This is a genomic window from Streptomyces sp. NPDC024687, from assembly GCF_055559055.1.
The window spans coordinates 45,745-67,475 of the sequence record NZ_JBVHLJ010000004.1 but is presented as its reverse complement, the minus strand read 5'-3'; the positions used below and the strand labels follow the sequence as shown (position 1 = coordinate 67,475).

Here is a 21,731-nt window from a genome sequence, read left to right as displayed (position 1 = left end):
GTCAGTCGGCGGCCGGGACGGTCTCCGGTTCGGCCGCCTGCATCTGTGCCGTCGCCTTCTTCGCCTTGCGCTTCAGCACCAGCATCGAGGTCAGTCCGATCAGCACGGCCAGCACCAGTCCGAGCCAGGAGAACTTCTTCAGCCAGGACTCGGCGACGATCCCGACGTAGTAGATGACCGCCGTCGTACCGCCCGCCCAGACGATGCCGCCCAGCACGTTGGCGGTCAGGAACTTCCAGTAGGGCATCCGCAGCACACCGGCGAGCGGTCCGGCGAAGATCCTCAGCAGCGCGACGAAGCGGCCGAAGAACACCGCCCACATCCCCCACTTCTCGAAGGACCGCTCCGCCGTGGCGACATGGCCCTCGCTGAAGTGTCTCGGGAACCTGTCGCCCAGCCAGGTGAGCAACGGCCGGCCGCCCTTGCGTCCGATCGCATAGCCGATGGAGTCACCGATCACCGCCCCGGCGCTGGCGCACGCGCCGAGCACGAGGGGGTTGACCCCCGCGTGCTGCGAGGACAGCAGCGCGGCGGAGACCAGGATGATCTCGCCCGGCAGCGGAATGCCCAGGCTCTCCAGGCCGATGACCAGGGCCACCAGGGCGTAGACGGCGGCCGGGGGCACGGTGTCGAGCCATTCCTGGACGTGCAACGCCGGTTCCTCCTGAGTCGCGTTCCCGGCGCGCGCCAACTGCCGACGCACGCCGGGGCAGCCTACCGGTTCACGAGAACCGGCGTCCGGATCACCGGCTCAGCGGCCGACGCCCCGCCCCACACCGGCGACGAGTACGCCAAGGGCCGATGCGCCGGGTGCCGTCACCGAGGTCGCGGTGTCCACGACCGCGCCCACCACCGATCCGGCCTGCTCGACCGGCCCGGCCGGGAGCTGCGGAAGGGCCGGCTGGGCATCGCTGTGGTCGACCTGGGCCACCCGTGTCCCGTACTGCTCACGCGGGGTTCCTTGCGGGTCCGGCGACCGGCCGGGACTCCCGTCGCGGTCGGCGTCGGAACCGGGAGGCGGGGCCGGGGCGAGAGAAGGTGCGCCCGGATCCCCGCCGGGCCCCCCGGAGGGGCGTACCGACTCGGTGCCCTGGGGCGACCCGGTGCCCTGCTGGGCGGGCGCGCTCTCGTCGGCGGACTCCAGCAGCCAGCGCTGCCCCTTCGAGCCGCTCCGCTCGGCGACCACGACGGCCTCCCCCTTGCCGGGCTTGCCGGGCGCGACCAGGAGCCCCTTCCCACGGCGCAGCAGCAGTTCGCCGCGCACGGTGAGGTCGTAGCGGAGCTCTCCCGTGCGGGTCAGGCAGTCGGCGACCACGACCCACCGCTTCTCGGCGTCCGAGTCGAGGCAGAGCCCGGGGTCGGCCGCGCTGCGCAGCAGTCCGTCCTCCTGGTAGGTCCACTGCTGGGATTCGGCGGAGGAGCACTGGGCCAGCACGGCCTTCGTACCGTTCGCGATCCGCGCGTCGTGGGTGTCGAGGCACAGGCCGGCGTCGGCGTTGCGAAGCCTGCCGTGGCCCACCGCGACGGGGTTGCTCATGGAGGCCGTGGACGGGGATCCGACGCTCTGCGAGACCTCCGACGGGCTGGGCAGCACGGTGTTGCCGCTCACCGCGCCCCAGGTGACGCCGGTCGTGGGAACACCGCCGTCGTCGGACCAGCCCTTGGTGACCAGCACCGTCGCGAGCAGGGCCAGGGAGGTCAGACCGGCGCCCACGAGAACGGCCCGGGCGCTCTTGCGCGGCTGGGCGCGCAGGCCTGCCGGGACGGGGCGGTGGCGCCCGCCGGGCTTCGTACGGGCCGTGCCGGGCGAGGCGGCGACCGGACGCTCGGCGGCACGGGCGGGCCGGGAGTCGAGATAGCGGTGGGCGCCCCAGCCGAGGACCGTCTCGGCGAGCAGCACCTCGAGACCACCCTCGAAATGGCTGAGCTGTTCGGCGGCGTGACGGCAGTACCGGCATTCCGTCAGATGCTTGCGGACATCGGGCAGAAGCCCCCCGCCCCGACGAATCGGGACATCCAGGAGACGGTTGTAGAAACGGCATTCACTGGCGGGCGCCAGTTCCCGGTGGGCACGGACGCACCCGGTGCGGAATTGCTCGCGCGCCTGCTCGAGGGCGGTCGCCGCCCGGGACGCGTCCACACCCAGTAGACCGGCCGGTACAGATATGGGTTCGGCCTCGACTTCGGCATGCCACAACAGGCATTGAGAAGCACCGGGAAGTGCCCGGAATGCGCGCTCGGCGAGCAATCGCCTTTCCGGGGTGACGGACCTCGCCGCACGGAGACCACGGCCACCGATCGTCTTGCGAAGTTCCGGCAGCACGGCGGATATTTCGTCGTCCGCGGCCCACTCCTTGACGAACTCCCTCACCGCGACGAGAAGTTGGGGCCGCAGTGCACCGTCACCCGCCCGGTCGAGCACGCGGTGAAAAGCGGCCGCGGCCGCCATCGAGGCCGAACCCGACCAGGAGGCGAGGCAGATGACCGAGTACTCGTAGGTCGCCTGCCAGTGTCGCGCCATCAGCAGCGCGACGGCATGGCCGTCCACGTTGTTCCCTCCCAGCCGGGCCAGGAGATCGCGGTCGGACTCCGCCGGACTCGATCCGGGGCGTGGGGGGTAAGGGGGTCGTGGGGGGTAAGCGGATTGCACGGGACCAATTCCTTCCAAGCCGCAGGACTGCATGGAATATGCGGTCCTCGGAAAGCAGGCGCCTGATTGGTGCATACCTATGCCGCGTCAGATGTGACCCGGCCTTCGGGGGGGGCGATCACCTTCGCACAATTTACGTACAGCAAACAAGAACGTGGAGTGACCCATGTTCAAAAAGAAGCGAGTTCAGAAATGTTACCGCCGGTAGCCGCACCCTTATTCGAAATATGCGGGGCGGGGGTGCGCCGAGTTCTCCGCGCAGCCGGATGCTTGGCCCACGAAATCTCCGGCTCCCGGCCGGGTCCACAGCGGGCTCCCAGGCGTCTTACGGTGCGCTCTCATCCCGCTGACGCAGCATGACCCGCATGATCGTTCCCCACACGACCGACACCACCGCCCCCGCCCGCACGGTCCGCAAGGCGGTCGTCCCGGCCGCCGGGCTCGGCACCCGGTTCCTGCCGGCGACCAAGGCGACGCCGAAGGAGATGCTCCCGGTCGTCGACAAGCCGGCCATCCAGTACGTCGTCGAGGAGGCCGCCGCGGCCGGGCTCGAGGACATCCTGATGGTCACCGGCCGCCACAAGCGGGCCATCGAGGACCACTTCGACAGCGCCTTCGAGCTGGAGCAGGCCCTCGCGGCCAAGGGCGACTCGGTACGGCTCGACGCAGTGCGCGATCCCGCGCGCCTGGCCGACATCCACCACATCCGTCAGGGCGAGCCGCTCGGTCTCGGCCACGCGGTGCTGTGCGCCCGCCGCCACGTCGGCGACCAGCCGTTCGCCGTCCTGCTCGGCGACGACCTGATCGACCCGCGCGAGAGCCTGCTCAGCACAATGCTCGACGTCCGCGAACGGTACGCCGGGAGCGTGGTCGCCCTCATGGAGGTGCCGCGCGAGCAGATCCACCTCTACGGCTGCGCGGCGGTGGAGCCGACGGAGGAGGAGGGCGTGGTCCGGGTGACCGGCCTCGTGGAGAAGCCCTCCCCCGAGAACGCCCCCAGCGCCTACGCGGTCATCGGCCGCTATGTCCTCGACCCCGCGGTCTTCGGCGTCCTGGACCGCACCCCGCCGGGCCGCGGCGGCGAGATCCAGCTCACCGACGCCCTCCACACCCTCGCGACCGGCGGCACGGTCCACGGCGTCGTCTTCGACGGCCTCCGCTACGACACCGGCGACAGGGCGGACTACCTCCGCACGGTGGTCCGCCTGGCCTGCACCCGTACCGACCTGGGCCCGGAGTTCATCGACTGGCTCAAGGGGTTCGTGGCGGAGCTGGAGCGGGGAGAGACGGCCGGACGGGGGCGACCGTGGGCGGCTTGAGCGAGGAAGGCAGGGCGAGGCAGGGCCCCCGCCCTGCCACACCCTCCGGCGCCCCGGGCCACGCCCGGCAAGTTCCCCGGACTCAGCTGTTGGGCCGCAGTGTCCACACCACCGTCATCTCACCCGTGACCGCCCCGTCCGCGCGGCGGATCTCGATGGTGACGGGGAACTCGGGGCGCTCGCCCGCGTCGAGTTGGGCGACGATGTCGGAGGCGGGGCGGCCCAGGGTCGCCGTGGCGGTCACCGGGCCCATCGCGAGCTTGCGGTAGGCGATCTCCGCGTGGACGGCGAGCGGTACCGCGCGCGAGAGCTGGTCGCCGAACGCGGCCAGGACGACCGCACCACTGGCCGACTCGCCGAGCGTGAACATCGCGCCGGCGTGCGGTCCACCCACGTGGTTGTGGAACTCCCCCTGGTCGGGCAGGGCAACCACGACCTTCTCCGGGCCGGTCTCCAGGAACTCGAGGTTCAGGGTCCGGACCATGGGCACGGTGACGGCGAGCATCTCGCCGACGGACATCTGGTCTGCGCTCATGTCCGCGAGGTTACCCACGAGTAGATCGCGCTGACCAGGGCCGGGACCAGTGATCGACGTCTCCTTGCGGGCGGTACCGCAGCCCGATCCGCCCCGCAAAGGGTTTGGCAAGTCGCCACCCCGGCGGCGATAGTCGCCCGGTGACCCCCTCCGCCGACTCCTCCCGCACCCGCAGACCCGCCTGGGCGAGCCGCAACTACGGCCTGCTGACCGCCGCCGCGTTCGTGACCAACCTCGGCAGCAACGGCGCCCTCATCGCCGCCGCGTTCGCCGTCCTGGAGGCGGGTGGCGACAGCGGTGACGTGGGCCTGGTGGCCGCCGCGCGCACGCTCCCGCTGGTGGTGTTCCTGCTGATCGGCGGTGCCGTGGCGGACCGCGTGCCCCGGCACCGCGTGATGGTCGCGGCCAACACCCTCAACTGTCTGTCCCAGGCCGCGTTCGCCGTCCTCGTCCTGACCGGTGAACCCCGGCTGTGGCAGATGATGCTGCTCACCGCGCTCGGCGGAACGGGCCAGGCGTTCTTCAGCCCGGCGGCCGAGGGCATGCTGCTGTCCTCGGTGAGCGGCGAACAGGCCGGCCGGGCCTTCGCGGTGTTCCGGATGGCGATGCAGGGCGCGGCGCTGGGCGGCGCCGCGCTCGGCGGGGCGATGGTCGCCGTGGTGGGTCCCGGCTGGGTGCTCGCGGGGGACGCCGTGGCGTTCGCGGTCGCGGGTTCGCTGCGCTCCTTCCTGGACGTCAGTCACATCCCGGCCCGCGCACCGGGTGCCGGCGTGCTCGCCGACCTCCGCGACGGCTGGCGGGAGGTCGCGGGCAGGCCGTGGCTGTGGGCCATCGTCGTGCAGTTCTCTCTCGCCAACGCCGTTCTGGGCGCCGCCGACGCGGTCTACGGCCCCCTCGTCGCCCGCGACGACCTGGGCGGCGCGGGCCCCTGGGGTGTGGCCCTCGGCTTCTTCGGCGCCGGCACGGTCGTCGGCGCCCTTCTCATGACCCGGTGGAAACCGCGGCGGCTGCTGTTCGTGGGCATCCTGTGCGTGTTCCCGTTGGCGCTGCCGTCCGCCGCGCTGGCCGTACCGGTCTCGGTGCCCCTGCTGTGCACGGCGATGTTCGTGGCCGGCGCGACCGTCGAGGTGTTCGGCGTCTCCTGGATGACCGCCCTGCACCAGGAGATACCGGAAGAGAAGCTCTCCCGGGTCTCGGCCTACGACTGGTTCGGCTCGGTGGCCCTCGTGCCGCTCGCGGCCGCGCTGGCGGGCCCGGCGGAGTCGGCGTTCGGACGCTCCGCGGCCCTGTGGGGCTGCTCGGGCCTGATCGCGGCGGTCACGGCGGCCGTCCTGTTCGTACCCGACGTCCGCAACCTGCGCCGGAGCACCAAGCAGGTCGCCCAGGTTGCCGTGCACGACTCAGCCGATACCGAACGCCCCGTCGGGGGGCTCGGGTGAGGCCACGGCCTCCTTGTCCCGCACCGGCCGTGCCGCACCGATGAACGTCCGCAGCCCGGCGCCGTGTTCGACCCGGGCGGGGAAGGCGTCGGCCGCCGTACGCCGTGCCAGAGCCGCCGTGTCGAGAGGCAGCCGCGCGGCGACGAGCACCGCGTTCCCGAACCGCCGCCCGCGCAGCACCCCCGGTTCGGCGATCAGCACGAGCTCCTCGAACACCTCGGCGAAGTTCGCGAGTTGGGACCGCAGAAAGGCGAAGGGCGCCGCGTCGGCGAGGTTCGCGAGATAGACACCGTCGCCCCGGAGTACGCGCGCGACCTCGCGGGCGTACTCCAGGGACGTCAGGTGCGCCGGGACGCGCGACCCGCCGAAGACGTCGGCGACCAGCACGTCGGCACAGTCCGCGGGGGCGCTTTCCAGCCACGCCCGGGCATCGGCCGCGTGCAGCGCGATCCCGGCTCCCTCGGGAAGCGGCAGATGCTCGGCCACCAGCTCCAGCAGAGCCCGGTCGGCCTCGACGACGTGCTGCCGGGAGCCCGGCCGGGTGGCGGCCAGATACCGCGGCAGCGTCAGCGCACCCCCACCGAGATGGACGACGTCCAGCGCGCGTCCCTCCTCCCCCAGGCCGTCCAGAACGTGCCCGAGCCGCTGCGCGTACTCGAACTCCAGATACGTCGGCTCGTCGAGATCGACGTACGACTGCGGAGCCCCGTCCACGGTCAACAACCAGGCCCGCTCCCGGTCCACGTCAGGCATCAACTTGGCGAACCCGTGATCAACGGCACGGGCGACGGGCAGGGACTCGGTCATCTTGTCATTGTGCCTGGGCGAGAGCGCCCCGACAGGGGCGCGGGGCTGTATCGATCTGCGGCTCCGCCGCGCGGGCGCGACCAGCCACAACGACCGCGCAGTCCCCCACACACCGCAACCACCCTCACGCAAGGGCAGTAACGGTTCCCGCCCCGACGGTCCGCCCACCCTCACGGATGGCGAATCCGAGACCTGGCTCAAGCGGCACATCCCGCCCCAGTTCAACGGTCATCACGACACGATCCCCAGGCCGGGCAACGGCCACCTCACCGAGGTCGACGTCCCCCACGACATCCGCCGTACGGATGTAGAACTGCGGCCGATACCCCGTGGAGACGGGCGTCGTACGCCCACCCTCACGCGCCGACAGCACATACACCTGTGCGGTGAAGCGACGGCTCGGCACCACACTGCCGGGCGCGGCCACGACATGCCCCCGCCGGACCGCGTCCCGGGGAACGCCCCGCAGCAGCAACGCCACGTTGTCCCCGGCCTGCGCCTCCTCCATCGGCTTGCCGAAGGTCTCGACCCCGGTCACCACCGTCTCCACGGCGGCCCCGAGCACGTCGACCCGGTCACCCACCCGCACGGTGCCCCGCTCGACCGCGCCGGTCACCACGGTCCCCCGGCCGGTGATGGTCAGCACGTTCTCGACGGGCATCAGGAACGGGGCGTCCAGATACCTCTCGGGGATGGGCACGTACGTGTCCACCGCGTCGAGCAGCGCCTCGATCGACGCCGTCCAGCGCGGGTCCCCCTCCAGGGCCTTGAGCCCCGAGACCCGTACGACGGGCACGGCGTCGCCGCCGTAGCCGTGCGCGGTGAGCAGCTCACGGACCTCCAACTCGACGAGCTCGACCAGTTCCTCGTCGGCCGCGTCCGCCTTGTTGAGGGCGACGACCACGTGGTCGACGCCCACCTGCCGCGCGAGCAGCACGTGTTCGGCGGTCTGCGGCATGATCCCGTCGAGCGCGGAGACGACGAGGATCGCCCCGTCGAGCTGCGCGGCCCCGGTGACCATGTTCTTGACGTAGTCGGCGTGGCCCGGCATGTCCACGTGCGCGTAGTGCCGGGTGTCGGTCTCGTACTCGACGTGCGCGATGTTGATGGTGATCCCGCGCGCGGCCTCCTCCGGGGCGCGGTCGATGCGGTCGAACGGCACGAAGGTGCCGCTGCCGCGCTCGGACAGGACCTTGGTGATGGCGGCGGTCAGGGTGGTCTTGCCGTGGTCGACGTGGCCCATCGTGCCGATGTTCAGGTGCGGCTTGGTGCGCACGTAAGCGGTCTTGGACATGGCTGTACCTCGAAGCCTCTTCGTGTTCGCGGAAGAACGGGGACCCCAAGGACTTGCCGACCCTCCCCCTGCGGGGTCCGCCGGACGATCCGGGAAGGGTCAGCTTCGGGCGCCGTCTGCGGCGGCCAGGAACACGGGAACGGCAGCCTTCGGCGCATCCGCGACTGCGGATGCTGCGAGAGCGAAGGCGTACCGGAACATGACGCAGATCATGTCCGACGTGTCGTCCCACGTCGAACGGTTTTTGTGGCCGCCCGTCCACGCGAGCGGCGGCATCCATACGGCGATCACACATCCATGTCGGTTACCGTCACTGGATGCTCGATGCCACCACCCGCTCTGGGGGCACCGCCACGGCCACTCCCCCGGCCATCGCCACGGAGTTCGCTCTCCCCGTCCCCGCTCCGGTGCGTCTCACCGCCCGCTGCACGAGAGCGCTGCTGTCGCCGTGGTTCCGGCTCTCCCTGCTCGTCGCGCTGCTCGCGGGCGCCGCGTCCACCGTTCTGCTCTTCGAGCCGCAGCGACTGCTCTCCGACGGCTGGCCGCCCCAGCTCGGCGGGGTCGCGGCCGCGGTCGTGTTCGGGGTGGCGTACGGGCTGTGCACGGTGGCGTTCGTGCCACGGCCGCTGCTCAATCTCGCCGCCGGCGCGCTCTTCGGGTCGCAGCTGGGACTCGCCTCGGCGCTCGGCGGGACGGTGCTCGGGGCCGGCATCGCGTTCGGTCTGGGCCGGGTGCTCGGGCAGGACGCGCTACGGCCGTTGCTGCGGGGCCGGTGGCTGAAGGCGGCGGACGGGCAGCTCAGCCGGCACGGCTTCCGCTCGATGCTGGTGGCGCGGCTGTTTCCCGGGGTGCCCTTCTGGGCGGCCAACTACTGCGCCTCCGTGTCCCGTATGGGATATGTGCCGTTCCTCGCCGCGACGGCGCTCGGGTCGATTCCGAACACCGCCGCGTACGTGGTGGCCGGGGCGCGGGCTTCCGCCCCGACCTCGCCGGCGTTCCTGATCGCCATGGCCGCGATCGCCCTGCCGGGGCTGGCGGGTGCGGTGGTGGCGTGGCGCAAGCGGCATCATCTGCGGCGCCCCTGACGCGCTCCGGTCACCCTCCGATCACGCCGGTCACACGCTTTCCAGAACCATCGCGTTGGCCAGTCCGCCCGCCTCGCACATCGTCTGCAGGGCGTAACGGGCCCCGCGTTCGCGCATCGCGTGGACCAGGGTCGTCGTCAGACGGGTGCCGCTCGCGCCCAGGGGGTGGCCGATCGCGATCGCCCCGCCGTGGACGTTGACCTTGGCCAGATCCGCGCCCGTCTCCTGCTGCCAGGCCAGGACCACGCTGGAGAACGCCTCGTTGACCTCGAACAGGTCGATGTCGTCCAAGGTGAGGCGGGCCCGGCGCAGGACCTGCTCGGTGGCCGGGATGACGCCGGTGAGCATGAGGACGGGGTCGGAGCCAGTGACGGCGAAGCTGTGCAGCCGGGCCAGGGGGCGCAGGCCCAGGCGTTCGGCGGTCTCGCTCGACGTGATGAGGACCGCCGAGGCGCCGTCGTTGATCGGGCTGGCGTTGCCCGCCGTGACGTTCCACTCGATCTGCGGGAAGCGTTCGGCGAAGTTCGGGTCGTAGTAGGCGGGCTTGAGGCCGGCAAGGATCTCGGGCGTGCTGCCCGGGCGGACGCACTCGTCGCGGGAGACCCCGTCCAGGGGGGCCACCTCGGCGTCGAAGAGGCCCTTCTCCCAGGCCGCCGCGGCCTTCTGGTGCGAGGAGACGGCGAACGCGTCCATCTGTTCGCGGCCGATCGACCACTTGGCGGCGATGAGTTCGGCGCTGATGCCCTGCGGGACCAGGCCGTCCTTGTAGCGCTCGGCGATGCCTGGGCCGAAGGGGTCCTTGCCCTCGGGCACGTTCGACCACATCGGCACGCGGCTCATCGACTCGACCCCGCAGGCGACGACGATGTCGTACGCGCCCGCGATCACGCCCTGCGCGGCGAAGTGCACGGCCTGCTGCGAGGAGCCGCACTGGCGGTCCACCGTGGTCGCCGGGACCGTCTCCGGAAAGCCGGCCGACAGAGCCGCGTAGCGGGTGGTGTTCATGGCCTGCTCGCCGACCTGGTCGACGGTGCCGCCGATGACGTCGTCGATGAGCGCCGGGTCGACGCCGGAGCGCTCCACGAGGGTGCGCAGGGTGTGGGCGAGGAGTTCTACGGGGTGCACGTGCGCGAGGGCGCCGCCTGGCTTGCCCTTGCCCAGGGGAGTGCGTACGGCTTCGACGATCACTGCGTCACGCATGCTGCGGGCCTCCACGGCTACCAGTGAGTAGGAAATCCAAACTCACCATAGCTCGGTGAGTAGGAAAAACAAACCCTCTACTAGACTGGGCGTATGGCCGCCACCAAGGACCCGCGCCCCTGCTCGATCGCCGACGCCCTGACGCTGGTCGGCGAGAAGTACTCCCTGCTGGTGCTGCGGGAGGTCTGCCTGGGCAACGGCCGCTTCGACCAGCTCGTCCGCAACCTCGGCGCCCCGCGCGACATCCTGGCCACCCGGCTGCGCCGGCTCGTGGACGCCGGGATCCTGACCAAGCGGGTCTACAGCGAGCGGCCGCAGCGCTTCGAGTACCGGCCCACCCAGGCAGGACTCGAACTGGAGCCGGTGCTGCTGACGCTCATGGCGTGGGGCGACCGGCACCTGCGCGAGGACGACGACCGGCCCATGGTCCTGGAGCACAGCTGCGGCCATGAACTGGAGCCCGTCGTCGTCTGCTCCGCCTGCGGCGCCACGGTGCTGCACGAGGACCTGACGTCCCACCCGCAGGCTCCCGGCTGGACGGTGACCGGCCCGACGGCCGCGTAGGCGCCCACCGGCCGTGGGCCCCGACGGGCCCGCCCCCCTGGCCGGGCCGTCACCGCCGGGCGTTACGCTGCCCTCGCACCCCGATCACCGCGCCCGGTGATGTGGCGCGCCCGACTCCCTTCACACGACCAGCACTTGGACGCCGTAACTTCATGTCTTGGTTCGAATCACTCATCCTCGGACTCGTCCAGGGGCTGACCGAGTTCCTTCCCGTCTCCTCCAGCGCGCATCTGCGCCTGACCGCGGCCTTCGCGGGCTGGAAGGACCCCGGGGCGGCCTTCACCGCGATCACCCAGATCGGCACCGAGGCCGCCGTGCTGATCTACTTCCGCAAGGACATCGGGCGGATCATCTCGACGTGGAGCCGTTCCCTCGTCAAGAAGGAGCTGCGCAGCGACCACGACGCGCAGATGGGCTGGCTGGTGATCGTCGGGTCCATCCCCATCGGGGTGCTGGGGCTGCTGTTCAAGGACCAGATCGAGGGGCCGTTCCGCGATCTGCGCATCACCGCCACGATGTTGATCGTCGTCGGCATCGTCATCGGCGTCGCCGACCGGCTGGCCGCACGCGACGAGACCGGTGGGCGGCACCGCGCGCCCAAGCAGCGCAAGGGACTTGAGGACCTCGGTGTCAAGGACGGCCTGATCTTCGGCCTGTGCCAGTCCATGGCCCTCGTCCCCGGGGTCTCCCGCTCCGGCGCCACCATCAGCGGCGGCCTCTTCATGGGCTACCGGCGCGAGTCCGCGGCCCGCTACTCCTTCCTCCTCGCCGTCCCGGCCGTACTGGCCTCCGGTCTCTTCGAGTTGAAGGACGCGCTGGAGAGCGACCATGTCTCGTGGGGTCCCACGATCTTCGCCACGGTGATCGCCTTCGTGGTCGGTTACGTGGTCATCGCGTGGTTCATGAAGTTCATCTCGACCAAGAGCTTCATGCCCTTCGTCTACTACCGCGTCGCCCTCGGCATCGTCATCATCGCCCTGGTCACGATGGGCGTCCTGAGCCCCCACGCGGCGGAGTCGGCCGGCTGATCCGCGCACCCGCCCCGAAACCCGTGACGCATCGCATACCTTCTGTGTAGCCGTCCGGTAGCGCACTGTCAGTGCTTGCGCCTAGGCTTGTCCGCATGTCCCCCGATTCCCTGACCCCTGGTTCCGTGCGCTCCGCCGCCGAGGTGAACGAGCAGATCCGGGCGCTGTGGATGCGCGCCGGCGGCACCCTGTCCTCCCAGGAGCGCGCCGAGTACGAACAGCTGGTGGTCGAGTGGGCGGCCGCGATCCGCGCCGACATCATCGAGGCGGCCTGAGCCGCACGGAGGCCGAAACTCCTTGTACGGCCCCGCGGTTGCCTCCGGTAGCCTGCCCGGACCCACCGTCGAGTCTCCCTCGAAGTGAGGTCATGCCATGAGAGCGGTCGTCGTGGGCGCGGGCATCGGAGGACTGACCGCGACGCTGAGCCTGCGCCGGGCCGGCCATGACGTGACCCTCCTCGAGCAGTCGCGGCGGCTCACCGAGATCGGCGCCGGCATCCAGCTCGCCCCCAACGCCACCCGTGTACTGCGCCGCCTCGACCTGCTCGACGCCGTCGCGGAACACGCCACGCGCCCCGCCCACATCAGCTTCCGCACCTGGTCCGACGGCTCCGAGATCTGCCGCTATGTCATCGGCAGGGAGGCCGAGGAGGAGTTCGGGGCGCCGTACCTCCAGCTCCACCGGGCCGATCTCCAACGGGCACTCGTCGCCGCCGTACCGCCCGATGCGCTGCGCCTGGACACCGCCGTCGTCGGGATCGACCAGGACGACAGGGCGGCCCACGTGACCACGGCGAGCGGTGAACGCCTGGACGCCGACCTGGTCGTGGCCGCCGACGGCATCCGCTCCGCCGCCCGCCGGTGGCTCTTCGGCGCGGACGAGGCGGTGTTCTCGCACACCGCCGCCTACCGGGCCCTGCTCCCGGCCGCCGAGGTCGCCGACCTGGACCTCCCGGAGTACGCCGGCTGGCTCGGCCCGGACCGCCACGTCGTCCACTACTGGCTGCGCGGCGGTGAACTCCTCAACTTCGTGGCCGTGTTCGTGACGGACCGGGCGGCCCAGGAGTCGTGGACCGCGCGGGCGGAACCCGGCGAGCAGCTGCGCACCTTCGCCGGCTGGGACCCCCGGCTGCTGACCGTCCTCGACCGCGCGGGCCAGGTCTTCCGGTACGGCATCCACACCCGCGCCCCGCTCCCCCGCTGGAACGTCGGCCGGGTCACCCTGCTCGGCGACAGCGCCCACGCGATGGTGCCCTTCCAGGCCCAGGGCGCGGCCCAGGCCATCATGGACGCGGCCGTGCTCGGCGACTGCCTCACCGGTACGGCACCGGACGAGGTGCCCGACGCGCTGGACCGGTACGTCCGCAGGCGGGCCCCGGCCGCCACGGCCGTACAGACCAGTTCCGCGCGTGCGGGCCACGACTACCACGTGCCGGACGGGCCCGAAGCCCAGGCGCGCAACGCCCGCCTGGTCGCCCTCGCGGCCGAGAACAGGTTCGGCCCGCACTCGGCCGCCTGGCCGGTCGACGTCCTGGCCGACGGCTGACCGCCCGTTCCCGGCCGCCCCCGCCCCGCCTCCCGAATGTCACCGCACGCCCCTTGGCGCGGCCCGCCGCATGCCCAACACTGAGCCGATGACGCAGCGTGTAGAGCTCGCGACCGTGATGGACCGGCTGGCCGTGGACGCACTCGTCACCGACTACGCCGTGGCCGTGGACGACGGCGACTGGGAGGCGTACCGGGGACTGTTCACCGCCGACGGGCGGGCCGACTACCGCTCGGCGGGCGGGATCGAGGGGGACGCGCAGCACGTCGCCGCATGGCTGGAGGAGAGCCTGCGGCTGTTCTCGATGCGCCAGCATCTGATCGTCAACCGCCGTATCCGGTTCGGCGTCGTGAACCAGGACCCCGACACGGCCCGCGTCCAGGCCGACTACATCAACCCCATGCGCCTCGCCGGCGACACCTCCGCCACCGCCCCCGACTTCGTCTGCGGCGGCCGCTACGCCTTCGCCCTGCTGCGCACGGACGACGGCTGGCGGCTGCGCGAGGTCGTGGTGCGGGAGAAGTGGCGGCGTCTGCCGGACCCCCGGCCCGCACCTGTGATCAACTGAGCCGACGCCCTCGGGTGGTCAACCACACGCACTTCGGAGACCCACACGGGGTAGGAGGCGCCGTATGAACACGCTCGGCCACTGGCTTGCCTCCCCCTGGCGACGCTCCACCGTCGCCGTGCTGGCAGGCGCCCTCCCCCTCCTCGCCTTCCCGGCACCATCCCTGTGGTGGTTCGCCTACGTCGCCCTCGTCCCGTGGATCGCGCTGATCCGTTCGGCGCCCACGGCGAAACGGGCGGCGTACGACGGCTGGGCCGGCGGTTTCGGGTTCATGGTGGGCATGCACCACTGGCTGCTGCCGACCCTGAGCGTTTTCATCTTCGTCATCGGCGCCCTGCTCGGCGCGCTGTGGGCCCCGTGGGGCGCGCTGGTCCGGCACTTCCTGGCCGGGGCGCCCTCACGCGGCCGGATCGCCGCCGCCCTGGCCGTACTGCCGTCGGGCTGGCTCGGCATCGAGCTGGTCCGCTCCTGGCAGGGGCTCGGCGGCCCCTGGGGCGTGCTCGGCGCCAGCCAGTGGGAGGTCGCACCGGCGCTGCGGCTGGCCTCGGTGGGCGGAGTGTGGCTGATCAGCTTCCTGCTCGTGGCCGTCAATGTGGCGGTCGCCGTCCTGGTGACGGTCCGTGCGTCCCGGGTCCCCGCGGTGGCGGGCCTGGTCACCGCGGCCGCCGTGGCCTCGGCGGCCTGGATGTGGTCGCCGCGCCCCGACACGGGGGGCGGCACACGGATCGCCGTCGTCCAGCCCGGTGTCATCGAAGGCCCGGACCGGCGCTTCGCCCGCGAGGAGCAGCTGACCCGCGACCTCGCCGGGCAGGACGTCGATCTCGTCGTCTGGGGCGAGAGCAGTGTCGGCTTCGACCTCGGGGACCGGCCCGACCTGGCGAAGCGGATCGCTGCGCTCTCCGAGGAGACCGGCGCCGACATCCTCGTCAACGTGGACGCCCGCCGCTCGGACAAGCCCGGCATCTACAAGAGTTCCGTGCTGGTCGGCCCCGGAGGGCTCACCGGCGACCGCTACGACAAGATGCGGCTGGTCCCCTTCGGCGAGTACATCCCGGCCCGCTCGCTGCTCGGCTGGGCCACCTCGGTCGGCAAGGCCGCGGGCGAGAACCGCAGGCACGGCTCCGAGCAGGTCGTGATGGACGTCGGCCACGGGCTGAAGGTCGGTCCCATGGTGTGCTTCGAGTCGGCGTTCCCCGACATGAGCCGTCATCTCGCCGAGGACGGCGCCCAGGTGCTGATCGCCCAGTCGTCGACCTCGTCCTTCCAGCAGAGCTGGGCCCCCGCGCAGCACGCCTCGCTCGCCGCCCTGCGCGCCGCCGAGACGGGCCGCCCGATGGTGCACTCGACCCTGACCGGCGTCTCCGCCGTCTACGACGCGAGCGGCCGGCGCGTGGGCCGGTGGGTCGGCACCGATGCCGGCGCCTCCCGCGTGTACGACGTACCGCTGGCGACCGGCACGACGCCGTACGTCCGCTTCGGGGACTGGACCGTGCACGCGGCCCTGCTGATCCTCCTGGCGTGGTGCACCACCGACGGCCTGCGCACGCTCCGGCTCAGGCGGACCGCTCCAGAACCGCTTGTACCACCCGCTCGCACAGCTCATGGGTCGCCAGCGCGTCCCGGGCGCTGAGCACCTTCCCCGCGCGCACGGCGTCGAGGAAGGCGAGCACCGCCTGCTCGATGCCGCGCTGCCGGGCCACCGGCACCCAGTCGCCGCGCCTGCGCACGGTCGGCTGGCCCTTGTGGTCGATCACCTCGGCGAGGTTGAGCACCTGCCGCTTGGTGTCCTGCCCGGACACCTCCAGGATCTCCTCGGCCGAGCCGCTGAGCCGGTTCATCACCCCGAGCGCGGTGAAGCCGTCCCCGGCGAGCTGGAGCACGACGTGGTGCAGCAGGCCGTCCGCCACCCGCGCGCGTACCGTCACGTCGTCGACCGGCCCCGGCACCAGGAAGCGCAGGGTGTCCACGACGTGGATGAAGTCGTCGAGGATCATCGCGCGCGGCTCCTCCGGGAGCCCGATCCGGTTCTTCTGCATGAGGATCAGCTCGCGCGGATGGTCGGCGCACTGCGTGTACCCGGGGGCGAACCGCCGGTTGAACCCGACGGCCAGACTCACGTTCCGCTGCTCGGCGAGCGCCACCAGCCTTTCGGAGGCGGCGAGTTCGTAGGCGAGCGGCTTGTCGACGAAGGTCGGTACGCCCGCCTCCAGCAACCGCGTGACGATCTCGGGGTGCACGATCGTCGGCGCGTGCACGAACGCGGCGTCGAGGTCCTGGGCGAGCAGCGAGTCGAGGTCCCGGTGCCGTTGCCCCTCGGGCAGGTGGAGCCCGTCGGCGACCCGGGTCAGGGTGGCCGGCGTCCGCGTCTGCACATGCAGTTCGACGTCGGGCCGACCGCCGAGCACCGGCAGATACGCCTTCTGCGCGATGTCACCGAGTCCGATGCAGCCGACCTTCACGTGGACTCCTCCAGGTTGTCCGGCCAGGGCCTTGCCGGAAGCATACGGCGGCCGCGGCGGGCCCCGGCCGGCGCCCGGGAATTCGCTGGTGGTGAGGTGGGTCAGGATGCGAGCATGACGACTCAGCGCCCCGAACCCGCGACCACCGCCGACGAACGCAGCATGCTGGAGGGCTGGCTTGAGTACCACCGGAGCACCTTCGCCTGGAAGTGCGAGGGACTGACCGACGCCCAGCTCAGGACCGCCTCGGTGGAGCCCTCCACGCTCTCCCTGATGGGCCTGGTACGGCACATGGCGGAGGTGGAGCGCAGCTGGTTCCGCCGGGTCCTGGCCGACGAGGACGCGGGGCCGATCTACTACACCGAGGCCGACCCGGACGGCGAGTTCCGTCTCACCGAGGCCGACACCTGGCAGGAGGCGTACGGCACCTGGCAGGCCGAGATCGACAGGAGCCGGGAGAACGCGGCCCGCTTCGGCCTGGACGACGTCACCGTGGGCAAGCACCGCCGCACCGGCGAGCGGTTCAACCTGCGCTGGCTCTACACCCACATGATCGAGGAGTACGCCCGCCACAACGGGCACGCCGACCTGATCCGCGAGCGCATCGACGGCGCCACCGGCGACTGACGTCAGCACCGGGCGGCGGGAGCACGCCGTACGGGGACGGAGATCACCCGTGCGGGGCAACCTCCGCTCGTCCGCTGTCGCCCAGGTCGCCCGAACCAGCAGAGTGACGCGGGTGCATCGAACCACGACTACCGCAACGCTCCTGGTCACCGTGGCTGTCTCGGCCCTCACCGGCTGTGTGACCGTCCAGCGTCCACCCGTGTCCGGGCCGCCGCCGACGACGGCGCCGTCGCAGCTGCCGGGGCCGGTGGACGCCCGTCCGGACGGTCGGGCGGAGCCGCAGATCGTGCAGGCCCCGGCCGAGGAGGCGCTGTCCATGATCGACCCGTCCCCGTCCTCGAAGCCGGGGAGAGCCGCCCCTCGCGACAGGGCCCCGGGGACCGCGGCGGCGGCCCCCGCGCAGCCGCGGGACCGACAGCCGGCCCGCGCGCATCCGGCGCACCCCGAGCGACCCGGGCGCCGGGCCCATCCGGAGCCGTGGCACCGGGACCCCTCGCACCACCGGCAGCCGCGCGTCGAGATCCCGGACGTGGCCAGGTCGGTCCCCAAATCGGTTCCCAAGGGTGCGAAGGACGTCTGCGCGCTCGGCAGGAAGTACGGCCGCTGGCAGGAGGGCAGCCCGCAAACGGTCATCTGCGACCAGACCTACGGGCGTTGAGACCCCTGGGTCTCAGGGCCGCTGCCGCGGCGGCCCCCACCGTCCGTGACCGCCGGATCCGCCGTCGCCGAGTCGCAACTCCAGTCTGCTGATCGCCGCCCGCACACCGTCGCTGTAGCTGTCCTCCCCCAGGGCGTCCGCCGCCCTGCGGGCCCGGCGCAGATGGGTGCGGGCGGCGTCCGCGCGGGCGAGCCGCACATAGTCGGCCGCCAGATTGAGGTGCAGCGTGGGATACAGGGCGCGCACGGCGAGCGCGCTCTCGTGCCGGGCCGGCCGGTCGTCGGTGAGCTCCTCGGCGGCCGTCAACGCCCTGAGATCCCAGGCGAGTTCGTCGCAGGGGTCGTCCTGGGCGTCGGCCATGTAGTGGGCCAGGGTGCAACGGTGCAGCGGGTCGCCGTCCTCACCGATCTCCGCCCACAGGGCCAGGAAGCGGTGGCGGGCCTCCTCCCGGTCCCCCGCGTGACACAGCATGACGACCTGCCCGATCCGTGTCATCACGGCATCCGGCGCCGTCCGCTCCTGTCGCTCCGTCACGCGTCCTCCATGCCCCTGGCCGACCCTCGTCGCTGTCCCTCCCGACGCTAACCGTCGGCACTGAAAATCCCGGTCAGGCGGGACCGGGCCGGTCAGGTGCGGTACCGGTCCGGTCGCCGGTGGCGGGGTCAGCCGAGGTTCGGGATCGTCCAGTCGACGGGCTCGTGGCCCTGCTGGGCGATCGCCTCGTTGATCTGCGTGAACGGGCGGGAGCCGAAGAACTTCTTCGCCGACAGCGGGGAGGGGTGCGCGCCCTTGACCACCACGTGCCGGCTCTCGTCGATCAGGGGGAGCTTCTTCTGCGCGTAGTTGCCCCACAGCACGAAGACCGCGGGGTCGGGCCGCTCGGCCACCGCGCGGATCACCGCGTCGGTGAACTTCTCCCAGCCCTTGCCCTTGTGCGAGTTGGCCTCGCCGGCACGGACCGTGAGCACCGCGTTGAGCAGCAGGACGCCCTGGCGGGCCCACGGCATGAGGTAGCCGTTGTCCGGGATCTCGAGGCCCAGCTCCTCCTTCATCTCCTTGTAGATGTTCCGGAGGGAGGGCGGGGTCCGGACGCCCGGGCGGACCGAGAAGCACAGCCCGTGTCCCTGGCCCTCGCCGTGGTACGGGTCCTGACCGAGGATCAGGACCTTCACCCGGTCGTACGGCGTCGCGTCGAGGGCGGCGAAGACCTCCTCGCGCGGCGGGTAGACGGGACCCCTCGCCCGCTCGTCCTCGACGAAGTCCGTCAGCTCCTTGAAGTACGGCTGCTGCAGCTCGTCGCCCAGAACCCCGCGCCAGGACTCGGGCAGCATGGCGATGTCGGTCACGTCAATTCCTCACGATGTGCGGTCACTTGCAGGCTTCAGAACCTACAGGCGCCCACTGACAACCGCTGCTACCAGCTGGTCTTCCAGTACAGCTCCCACATCGTCATCATGGTCGCCGGGTCGATGACCTTCTCGAGGCCGCCGATCTCCTCGTTGGCGGCCACGTACTGCTTGCCCTGCCACAGCGGCACCAGCCGTGCGTCGTTCACGAAGACCTGCTGGGCTTCCTTGATCTGCGGCGCGACGGCCCCGCGGTCGCTCTCCGCGCGCGACTCCGGGAGCAGCTTGCCGGTGATCTCGGGGGCGTCGTACGGGGTGCCGAGCGCGTTCTGCTTGCCCACGAAGGGCGCGATGAAGTTGTCGGCGTCGTGGAAGTCGGGGAACCAGCCGCGCCCGAACACCGGGTACTCGCCGTTCTGGTAGCCCTCGACGTAGGTCTTCCACGGGCGGCTCTTGAGGGTGATCGTGAAGAGACCGGAGGCCTCCAGCTGCCGCTTGAGCTCCTGGAAGGCGGGCTTGGTCGTCGAGCCGTAGCGGTCGCTGGTGTACCAGAGGGTCAGCGGGACGCGCTCGGTGATCCCCGCTTCCTTGAGGAACTTCTTGGCCTTGGCCACGCTGGGGTCTCCGAAGTCGTCGAAGAAGCCCGTGGTGTGGCCGGTGAGTCCGGCCGGGACCATGGAGTACAGCGGCTCGACGGTGTCCTTGTAGACGTAGTGCACGAGCGCCGGGCGGTCGACGATCTGGGCGACGGCCTTGCGGACCGCGGGCTTCGCGGACCACGGGTCACTGGGGTTGAACACCAGGTAGCTGATCTCGGTGGTGGGGTTCTCGACGAGCTGGAGCCCCTCCTTCTGCTGGTTGACCTCGATGTCCACGGTGTCGGAGGCGCCGAGACCCCGGTACACGACCGAGATCTCCTTGTCCTTGAGGGCCTTGACCATCTCGTCCGACTGCTGGAAGTAGCGGATGGTGACGGACTTGTTCTTGAGGTCCGCTATGCCTTTGTAGTTGTCGTTGCGGACGAGTTCGGCCTTCCGGCCCTCCTGGTAGGAGTCGAGGCTGTAGGGCCCCGAGCCGCTGACCTTCCCGTCCTTGCGGATCGCGTTCGCGGAGTACTCCGCGGGGTCCACGATCGACATGGCCGGGGTGGTGAGCACGAGGGGGAAGGTGGCGTCGGGCTGGCTGAGGTGGAAGACGACCTCGCGGTCGCCCTTCGTCTGCACCCGGGAGAGCGTGCCCAGCAGACCGGCGGGGCCGCCGTTGACGTTGATCTTCTTGATCCGGTCGATCGAGTACTTGACGGCCTTGGCGTCCAGGGTGTGCCCGTTGGAGAACTTCAGGCCCTCGCGCAGCGTGCAGCTGTAGACGGTGCTGGTCGGGTCCGTGAACTCACAGCGCTCGGCGGCGTCGGGTTCGGGGTCGGACACCCCGGGCGAGTAGTTCAGGAGCGTCTGGTAGACGTTGCGGAACAGCTCCCAGGAGTTGTCCCAGGAGGCCGCGGGGTCCAGGGTGGCCGGGGCGCTGGTGGTCCCCACGACGATCGACTTCCCGCTGTCGGAGGAGTCCGAGGAGAACACACCACATCCCGCCACGGTGGATATGGACACGAGCGCCGCGAGAGGCGGCAGGTATCGGTTCCGCTTGAACACGCGCTTGCTCCTCGAAATGCCGTGCCGAGAGTCGGCAAAACATACCGCAGCACCACGCACACTCAACCGGTTCGGTCACAGGCGACTTGATCGTCGTACCGTGATGACCCTGTAAGGCCGCTGTGAGGCTTTTGTGCGTCGACACGGGCGCCGTAGGTGTCAAGGGGCGCCCGTGCCGAGGCGGCGGGGGTCAGCCCACGCCGGCGTTGAGGAAGATGCCGCCGTCGACGACGAGCGTCTGGCCGGTGACCCAGTCGGACTGCGACGAGGTGAGGAAGGCCGCGGCGCCGCCGATGTCGGAGGGCACACCGAGCCGGGCCAGCGGGTAGGACGCGGCGGCCTCCTCCTCCCGGCCCTCGTACAGGGCCTGCGCGAACTTGGTCTTCACGACGGCCGGGGCGATCGCGTTGACCCGTACCTTGGGGGCGAACTCGTGCGCGAGCTGCTGGGTGAGGTTGATCATCGCGGCCTTGCTGACGCCGTACGCGGCGATGAAGGGCGAGGGCGCGATGCCCGCGACGGAGGCGATGTTGACGATCGCCCCGCCGTTGTCCTTCTGCCAGGCGTGCCAGGTCTTCTGGGCGAAGCCGAGCGCGGAGATCACGTTGGTCTCGAAGACCTTGCGCGCCACGTTCAGGTCGAGGTCGGCGATGGGCCCGAACACCGGGTTGGTCCCGGCGTTGTTGACCAGGTAGTCGACCCGGCCGAAGGCCTCCATGGCCCGATCGACGGCGACGGCCTGGTGTTCCTCGTCGTGCGCCTTGCCGGCGACGTAGACGGCGCGCTCGGCGCCGAGCTGCTCGACGGCCTCCTTGAGCGCGTCCTCGGTGCGGCCGGTGATGACCACCCGGTCACCGCGCGCGACGAGCGCCTCGGCGACGCCGTAGCCGATACCGCGGCTGGCGCCCGTGATGAGCGCGACCTTGCCCGAAAGCTCGGGGAGTTGCGAAGTCATGGT

At 71.2% G+C, this 21,731-nt stretch carries 23 protein-coding genes; 11 read left to right on the top strand and 12 right to left on the bottom strand.

Going from position 1 to position 21,731, the window contains the following annotated elements; genetic code table 11:
- Position 1: 1 nt before the first annotated feature.
- Together ACZ39I_RS17005 and ACZ39I_RS17000 are read right to left on the bottom strand one after the other, a co-directional pair.
- Positions 2–652, bottom strand: coding sequence for a DedA family protein (locus ACZ39I_RS17005; RefSeq protein ID WP_467245686.1), 651 nt, complete (start codon positions 650–652; stop codon positions 2–4).
- Positions 653–751: 99 nt separating this feature from the next.
- Entirely contained in the window at positions 752–2,548 is a 1,797-nt protein-coding gene (locus tag ACZ39I_RS17000) for an RICIN domain-containing protein (RefSeq protein WP_467245171.1), read from the bottom strand.
- 467 nt (positions 2,549–3,015) lie between these two features.
- On the opposite strand from ACZ39I_RS17000, the gene galU reads away from it, so the two are divergent.
- The gene (gene galU, locus ACZ39I_RS16995) at positions 3,016–3,969 is read left to right on the top strand and encodes a UTP--glucose-1-phosphate uridylyltransferase GalU (protein WP_467245170.1); all 954 of its coding nucleotides are present in this window, start codon (positions 3,016–3,018) and stop codon (positions 3,967–3,969) included.
- A gap of 82 nt (positions 3,970–4,051) precedes the next feature.
- Here the strand turns inward: galU and ACZ39I_RS16990 are convergent, their stop codons facing one another.
- Complete coding sequence (locus tag ACZ39I_RS16990) at positions 4,052–4,489, bottom strand: DUF4442 domain-containing protein (RefSeq protein WP_352387149.1); 438 nt, start codon at positions 4,487–4,489, stop codon at positions 4,052–4,054.
- A gap of 155 nt (positions 4,490–4,644) precedes the next feature.
- Between ACZ39I_RS16990 and ACZ39I_RS16985 the strand changes: the two genes are divergently transcribed.
- Positions 4,645–5,943 carry an MFS transporter gene (locus ACZ39I_RS16985; RefSeq protein ID WP_467245169.1) on the top strand — a complete coding sequence of 433 codons (1,299 nt, stop codon included), beginning with the start codon at positions 4,645–4,647 and terminating at the stop codon, positions 5,941–5,943.
- Here the strand turns inward: ACZ39I_RS16985 and ACZ39I_RS16980 are convergent.
- From ACZ39I_RS16980 to ACZ39I_RS16970, 3 genes are all read right to left on the bottom strand, one after another.
- A complete protein-coding gene (locus tag ACZ39I_RS16980; protein ID WP_467245168.1) occupies positions 5,905–6,750 on the bottom strand; it encodes a spermidine synthase in 846 nt (281 codons plus the stop codon). The genes ACZ39I_RS16985 and ACZ39I_RS16980 overlap by 39 nt on opposite strands.
- 124 nt (positions 6,751–6,874) lie before the next feature.
- The gene (gene tuf / locus ACZ39I_RS16975; RefSeq protein WP_467245167.1) at positions 6,875–8,044 is read right to left on the bottom strand and encodes an elongation factor Tu; all 1,170 of its coding nucleotides are present in this window, start codon (positions 8,042–8,044) and stop codon (positions 6,875–6,877) included.
- A gap of 99 nt (positions 8,045–8,143) precedes the next feature.
- Positions 8,144–8,335, bottom strand: a complete 192-nt coding sequence (locus tag ACZ39I_RS16970; RefSeq protein WP_352387153.1) for a hypothetical protein — start codon at positions 8,333–8,335, stop codon at positions 8,144–8,146.
- A 26-nt stretch (positions 8,336–8,361) separates the two neighbouring features.
- Here ACZ39I_RS16970 and ACZ39I_RS16965 point away from each other — a divergent pair, with 26 nt between their 5' ends.
- Complete coding sequence (locus tag ACZ39I_RS16965; RefSeq protein ID WP_467245166.1) at positions 8,362–9,129, top strand: TVP38/TMEM64 family protein; 768 nt, start codon at positions 8,362–8,364, stop codon at positions 9,127–9,129.
- Positions 9,130–9,159: 30 nt separating this feature from the next.
- Here the strand turns inward: ACZ39I_RS16965 and ACZ39I_RS16960 are convergent, their stop codons facing one another.
- Positions 9,160–10,329, bottom strand: a complete 1,170-nt coding sequence (locus ACZ39I_RS16960) for a thiolase family protein (protein WP_467245165.1) — start codon at positions 10,327–10,329, stop codon at positions 9,160–9,162.
- 93 nt (positions 10,330–10,422) lie between these two features.
- Between ACZ39I_RS16960 and ACZ39I_RS16955 the strand changes: the two genes are divergently transcribed.
- The 6 genes from ACZ39I_RS16955 to lnt all read left to right on the top strand — a co-directional run bounded on the left by ACZ39I_RS16955 (position 10,423) and on the right by lnt (position 15,664).
- Positions 10,423–10,893 carry a winged helix-turn-helix transcriptional regulator gene (locus ACZ39I_RS16955; RefSeq protein ID WP_467245164.1) on the top strand — a complete coding sequence of 157 codons (471 nt, stop codon included), beginning with the start codon at positions 10,423–10,425 and terminating at the stop codon, positions 10,891–10,893.
- Positions 10,894–11,045: 152 nt separating this feature from the next.
- Positions 11,046–11,921, top strand: coding sequence for an undecaprenyl-diphosphate phosphatase (locus ACZ39I_RS16950; RefSeq protein ID WP_467245163.1), 876 nt, complete (start codon positions 11,046–11,048; stop codon positions 11,919–11,921).
- 95 nt (positions 11,922–12,016) lie between these two features.
- On the top strand, positions 12,017–12,196 hold the full coding sequence (locus ACZ39I_RS16945) for a hypothetical protein (RefSeq protein WP_352392059.1): 180 nt from the start codon (positions 12,017–12,019) through the stop codon (positions 12,194–12,196).
- 97 nt (positions 12,197–12,293) lie between these two features.
- Positions 12,294–13,466, top strand: a complete 1,173-nt coding sequence (locus ACZ39I_RS16940; protein ID WP_467245162.1) for an FAD-dependent monooxygenase — start codon at positions 12,294–12,296, stop codon at positions 13,464–13,466.
- Between the two features lie 88 nt (positions 13,467–13,554).
- Complete coding sequence (locus ACZ39I_RS16935; RefSeq protein WP_467245161.1) at positions 13,555–14,034, top strand: nuclear transport factor 2 family protein; 480 nt, start codon at positions 13,555–13,557, stop codon at positions 14,032–14,034.
- Positions 14,035–14,098: 64 nt separating this feature from the next.
- Complete coding sequence (gene lnt, locus ACZ39I_RS16930; protein WP_467245160.1) at positions 14,099–15,664, top strand: apolipoprotein N-acyltransferase; 1,566 nt, start codon at positions 14,099–14,101, stop codon at positions 15,662–15,664.
- On the opposite strand, the gene ACZ39I_RS16925 is transcribed toward lnt, so the two are convergent.
- Positions 15,588–16,493, bottom strand: a complete 906-nt coding sequence (locus ACZ39I_RS16925; protein WP_467245159.1) for a Gfo/Idh/MocA family protein — start codon at positions 16,491–16,493, stop codon at positions 15,588–15,590. The two genes, lnt and ACZ39I_RS16925, sit on opposite strands and share 77 nt — an antisense overlap.
- A gap of 114 nt (positions 16,494–16,607) precedes the next feature.
- On the opposite strand from ACZ39I_RS16925, the gene ACZ39I_RS16920 reads away from it, so the two are divergent.
- Both ACZ39I_RS16920 and ACZ39I_RS16915 read left to right on the top strand, forming a co-directional pair.
- Positions 16,608–17,120 (top strand): DinB family protein, encoded by a 513-nt coding sequence (locus ACZ39I_RS16920; protein WP_467245158.1) that lies wholly within the window; start codon positions 16,608–16,610, stop codon positions 17,118–17,120.
- Positions 17,121–17,319: 199 nt separating this feature from the next.
- Positions 17,320–17,778: a hypothetical protein gene (locus ACZ39I_RS16915; protein WP_467245157.1), complete on the top strand. Its 459-nt coding sequence runs from the start codon at positions 17,320–17,322 to the stop codon at positions 17,776–17,778.
- Positions 17,779–17,790: 12 nt separating this feature from the next.
- On the opposite strand, the gene ACZ39I_RS16910 is transcribed toward ACZ39I_RS16915, so the two are convergent.
- From ACZ39I_RS16910 to ACZ39I_RS16895, 4 genes are all read right to left on the bottom strand, one after another.
- The gene (locus ACZ39I_RS16910; RefSeq protein WP_352392066.1) at positions 17,791–18,312 is read right to left on the bottom strand and encodes a hypothetical protein; all 522 of its coding nucleotides are present in this window, start codon (positions 18,310–18,312) and stop codon (positions 17,791–17,793) included.
- A gap of 128 nt (positions 18,313–18,440) precedes the next feature.
- Positions 18,441–19,124: a uracil-DNA glycosylase gene (locus ACZ39I_RS16905; protein WP_451471995.1), complete on the bottom strand. Its 684-nt coding sequence runs from the start codon at positions 19,122–19,124 to the stop codon at positions 18,441–18,443.
- Between the two features lie 68 nt (positions 19,125–19,192).
- Positions 19,193–20,773 carry an ABC transporter substrate-binding protein gene (locus tag ACZ39I_RS16900; protein ID WP_467245156.1) on the bottom strand — a complete coding sequence of 527 codons (1,581 nt, stop codon included), beginning with the start codon at positions 20,771–20,773 and terminating at the stop codon, positions 19,193–19,195.
- Between the two features lie 190 nt (positions 20,774–20,963).
- Positions 20,964–21,728: an SDR family oxidoreductase gene (locus ACZ39I_RS16895; protein ID WP_467245155.1), complete on the bottom strand. Its 765-nt coding sequence runs from the start codon at positions 21,726–21,728 to the stop codon at positions 20,964–20,966.
- Between the last annotated feature and the right edge of the window lie 3 nt (positions 21,729–21,731).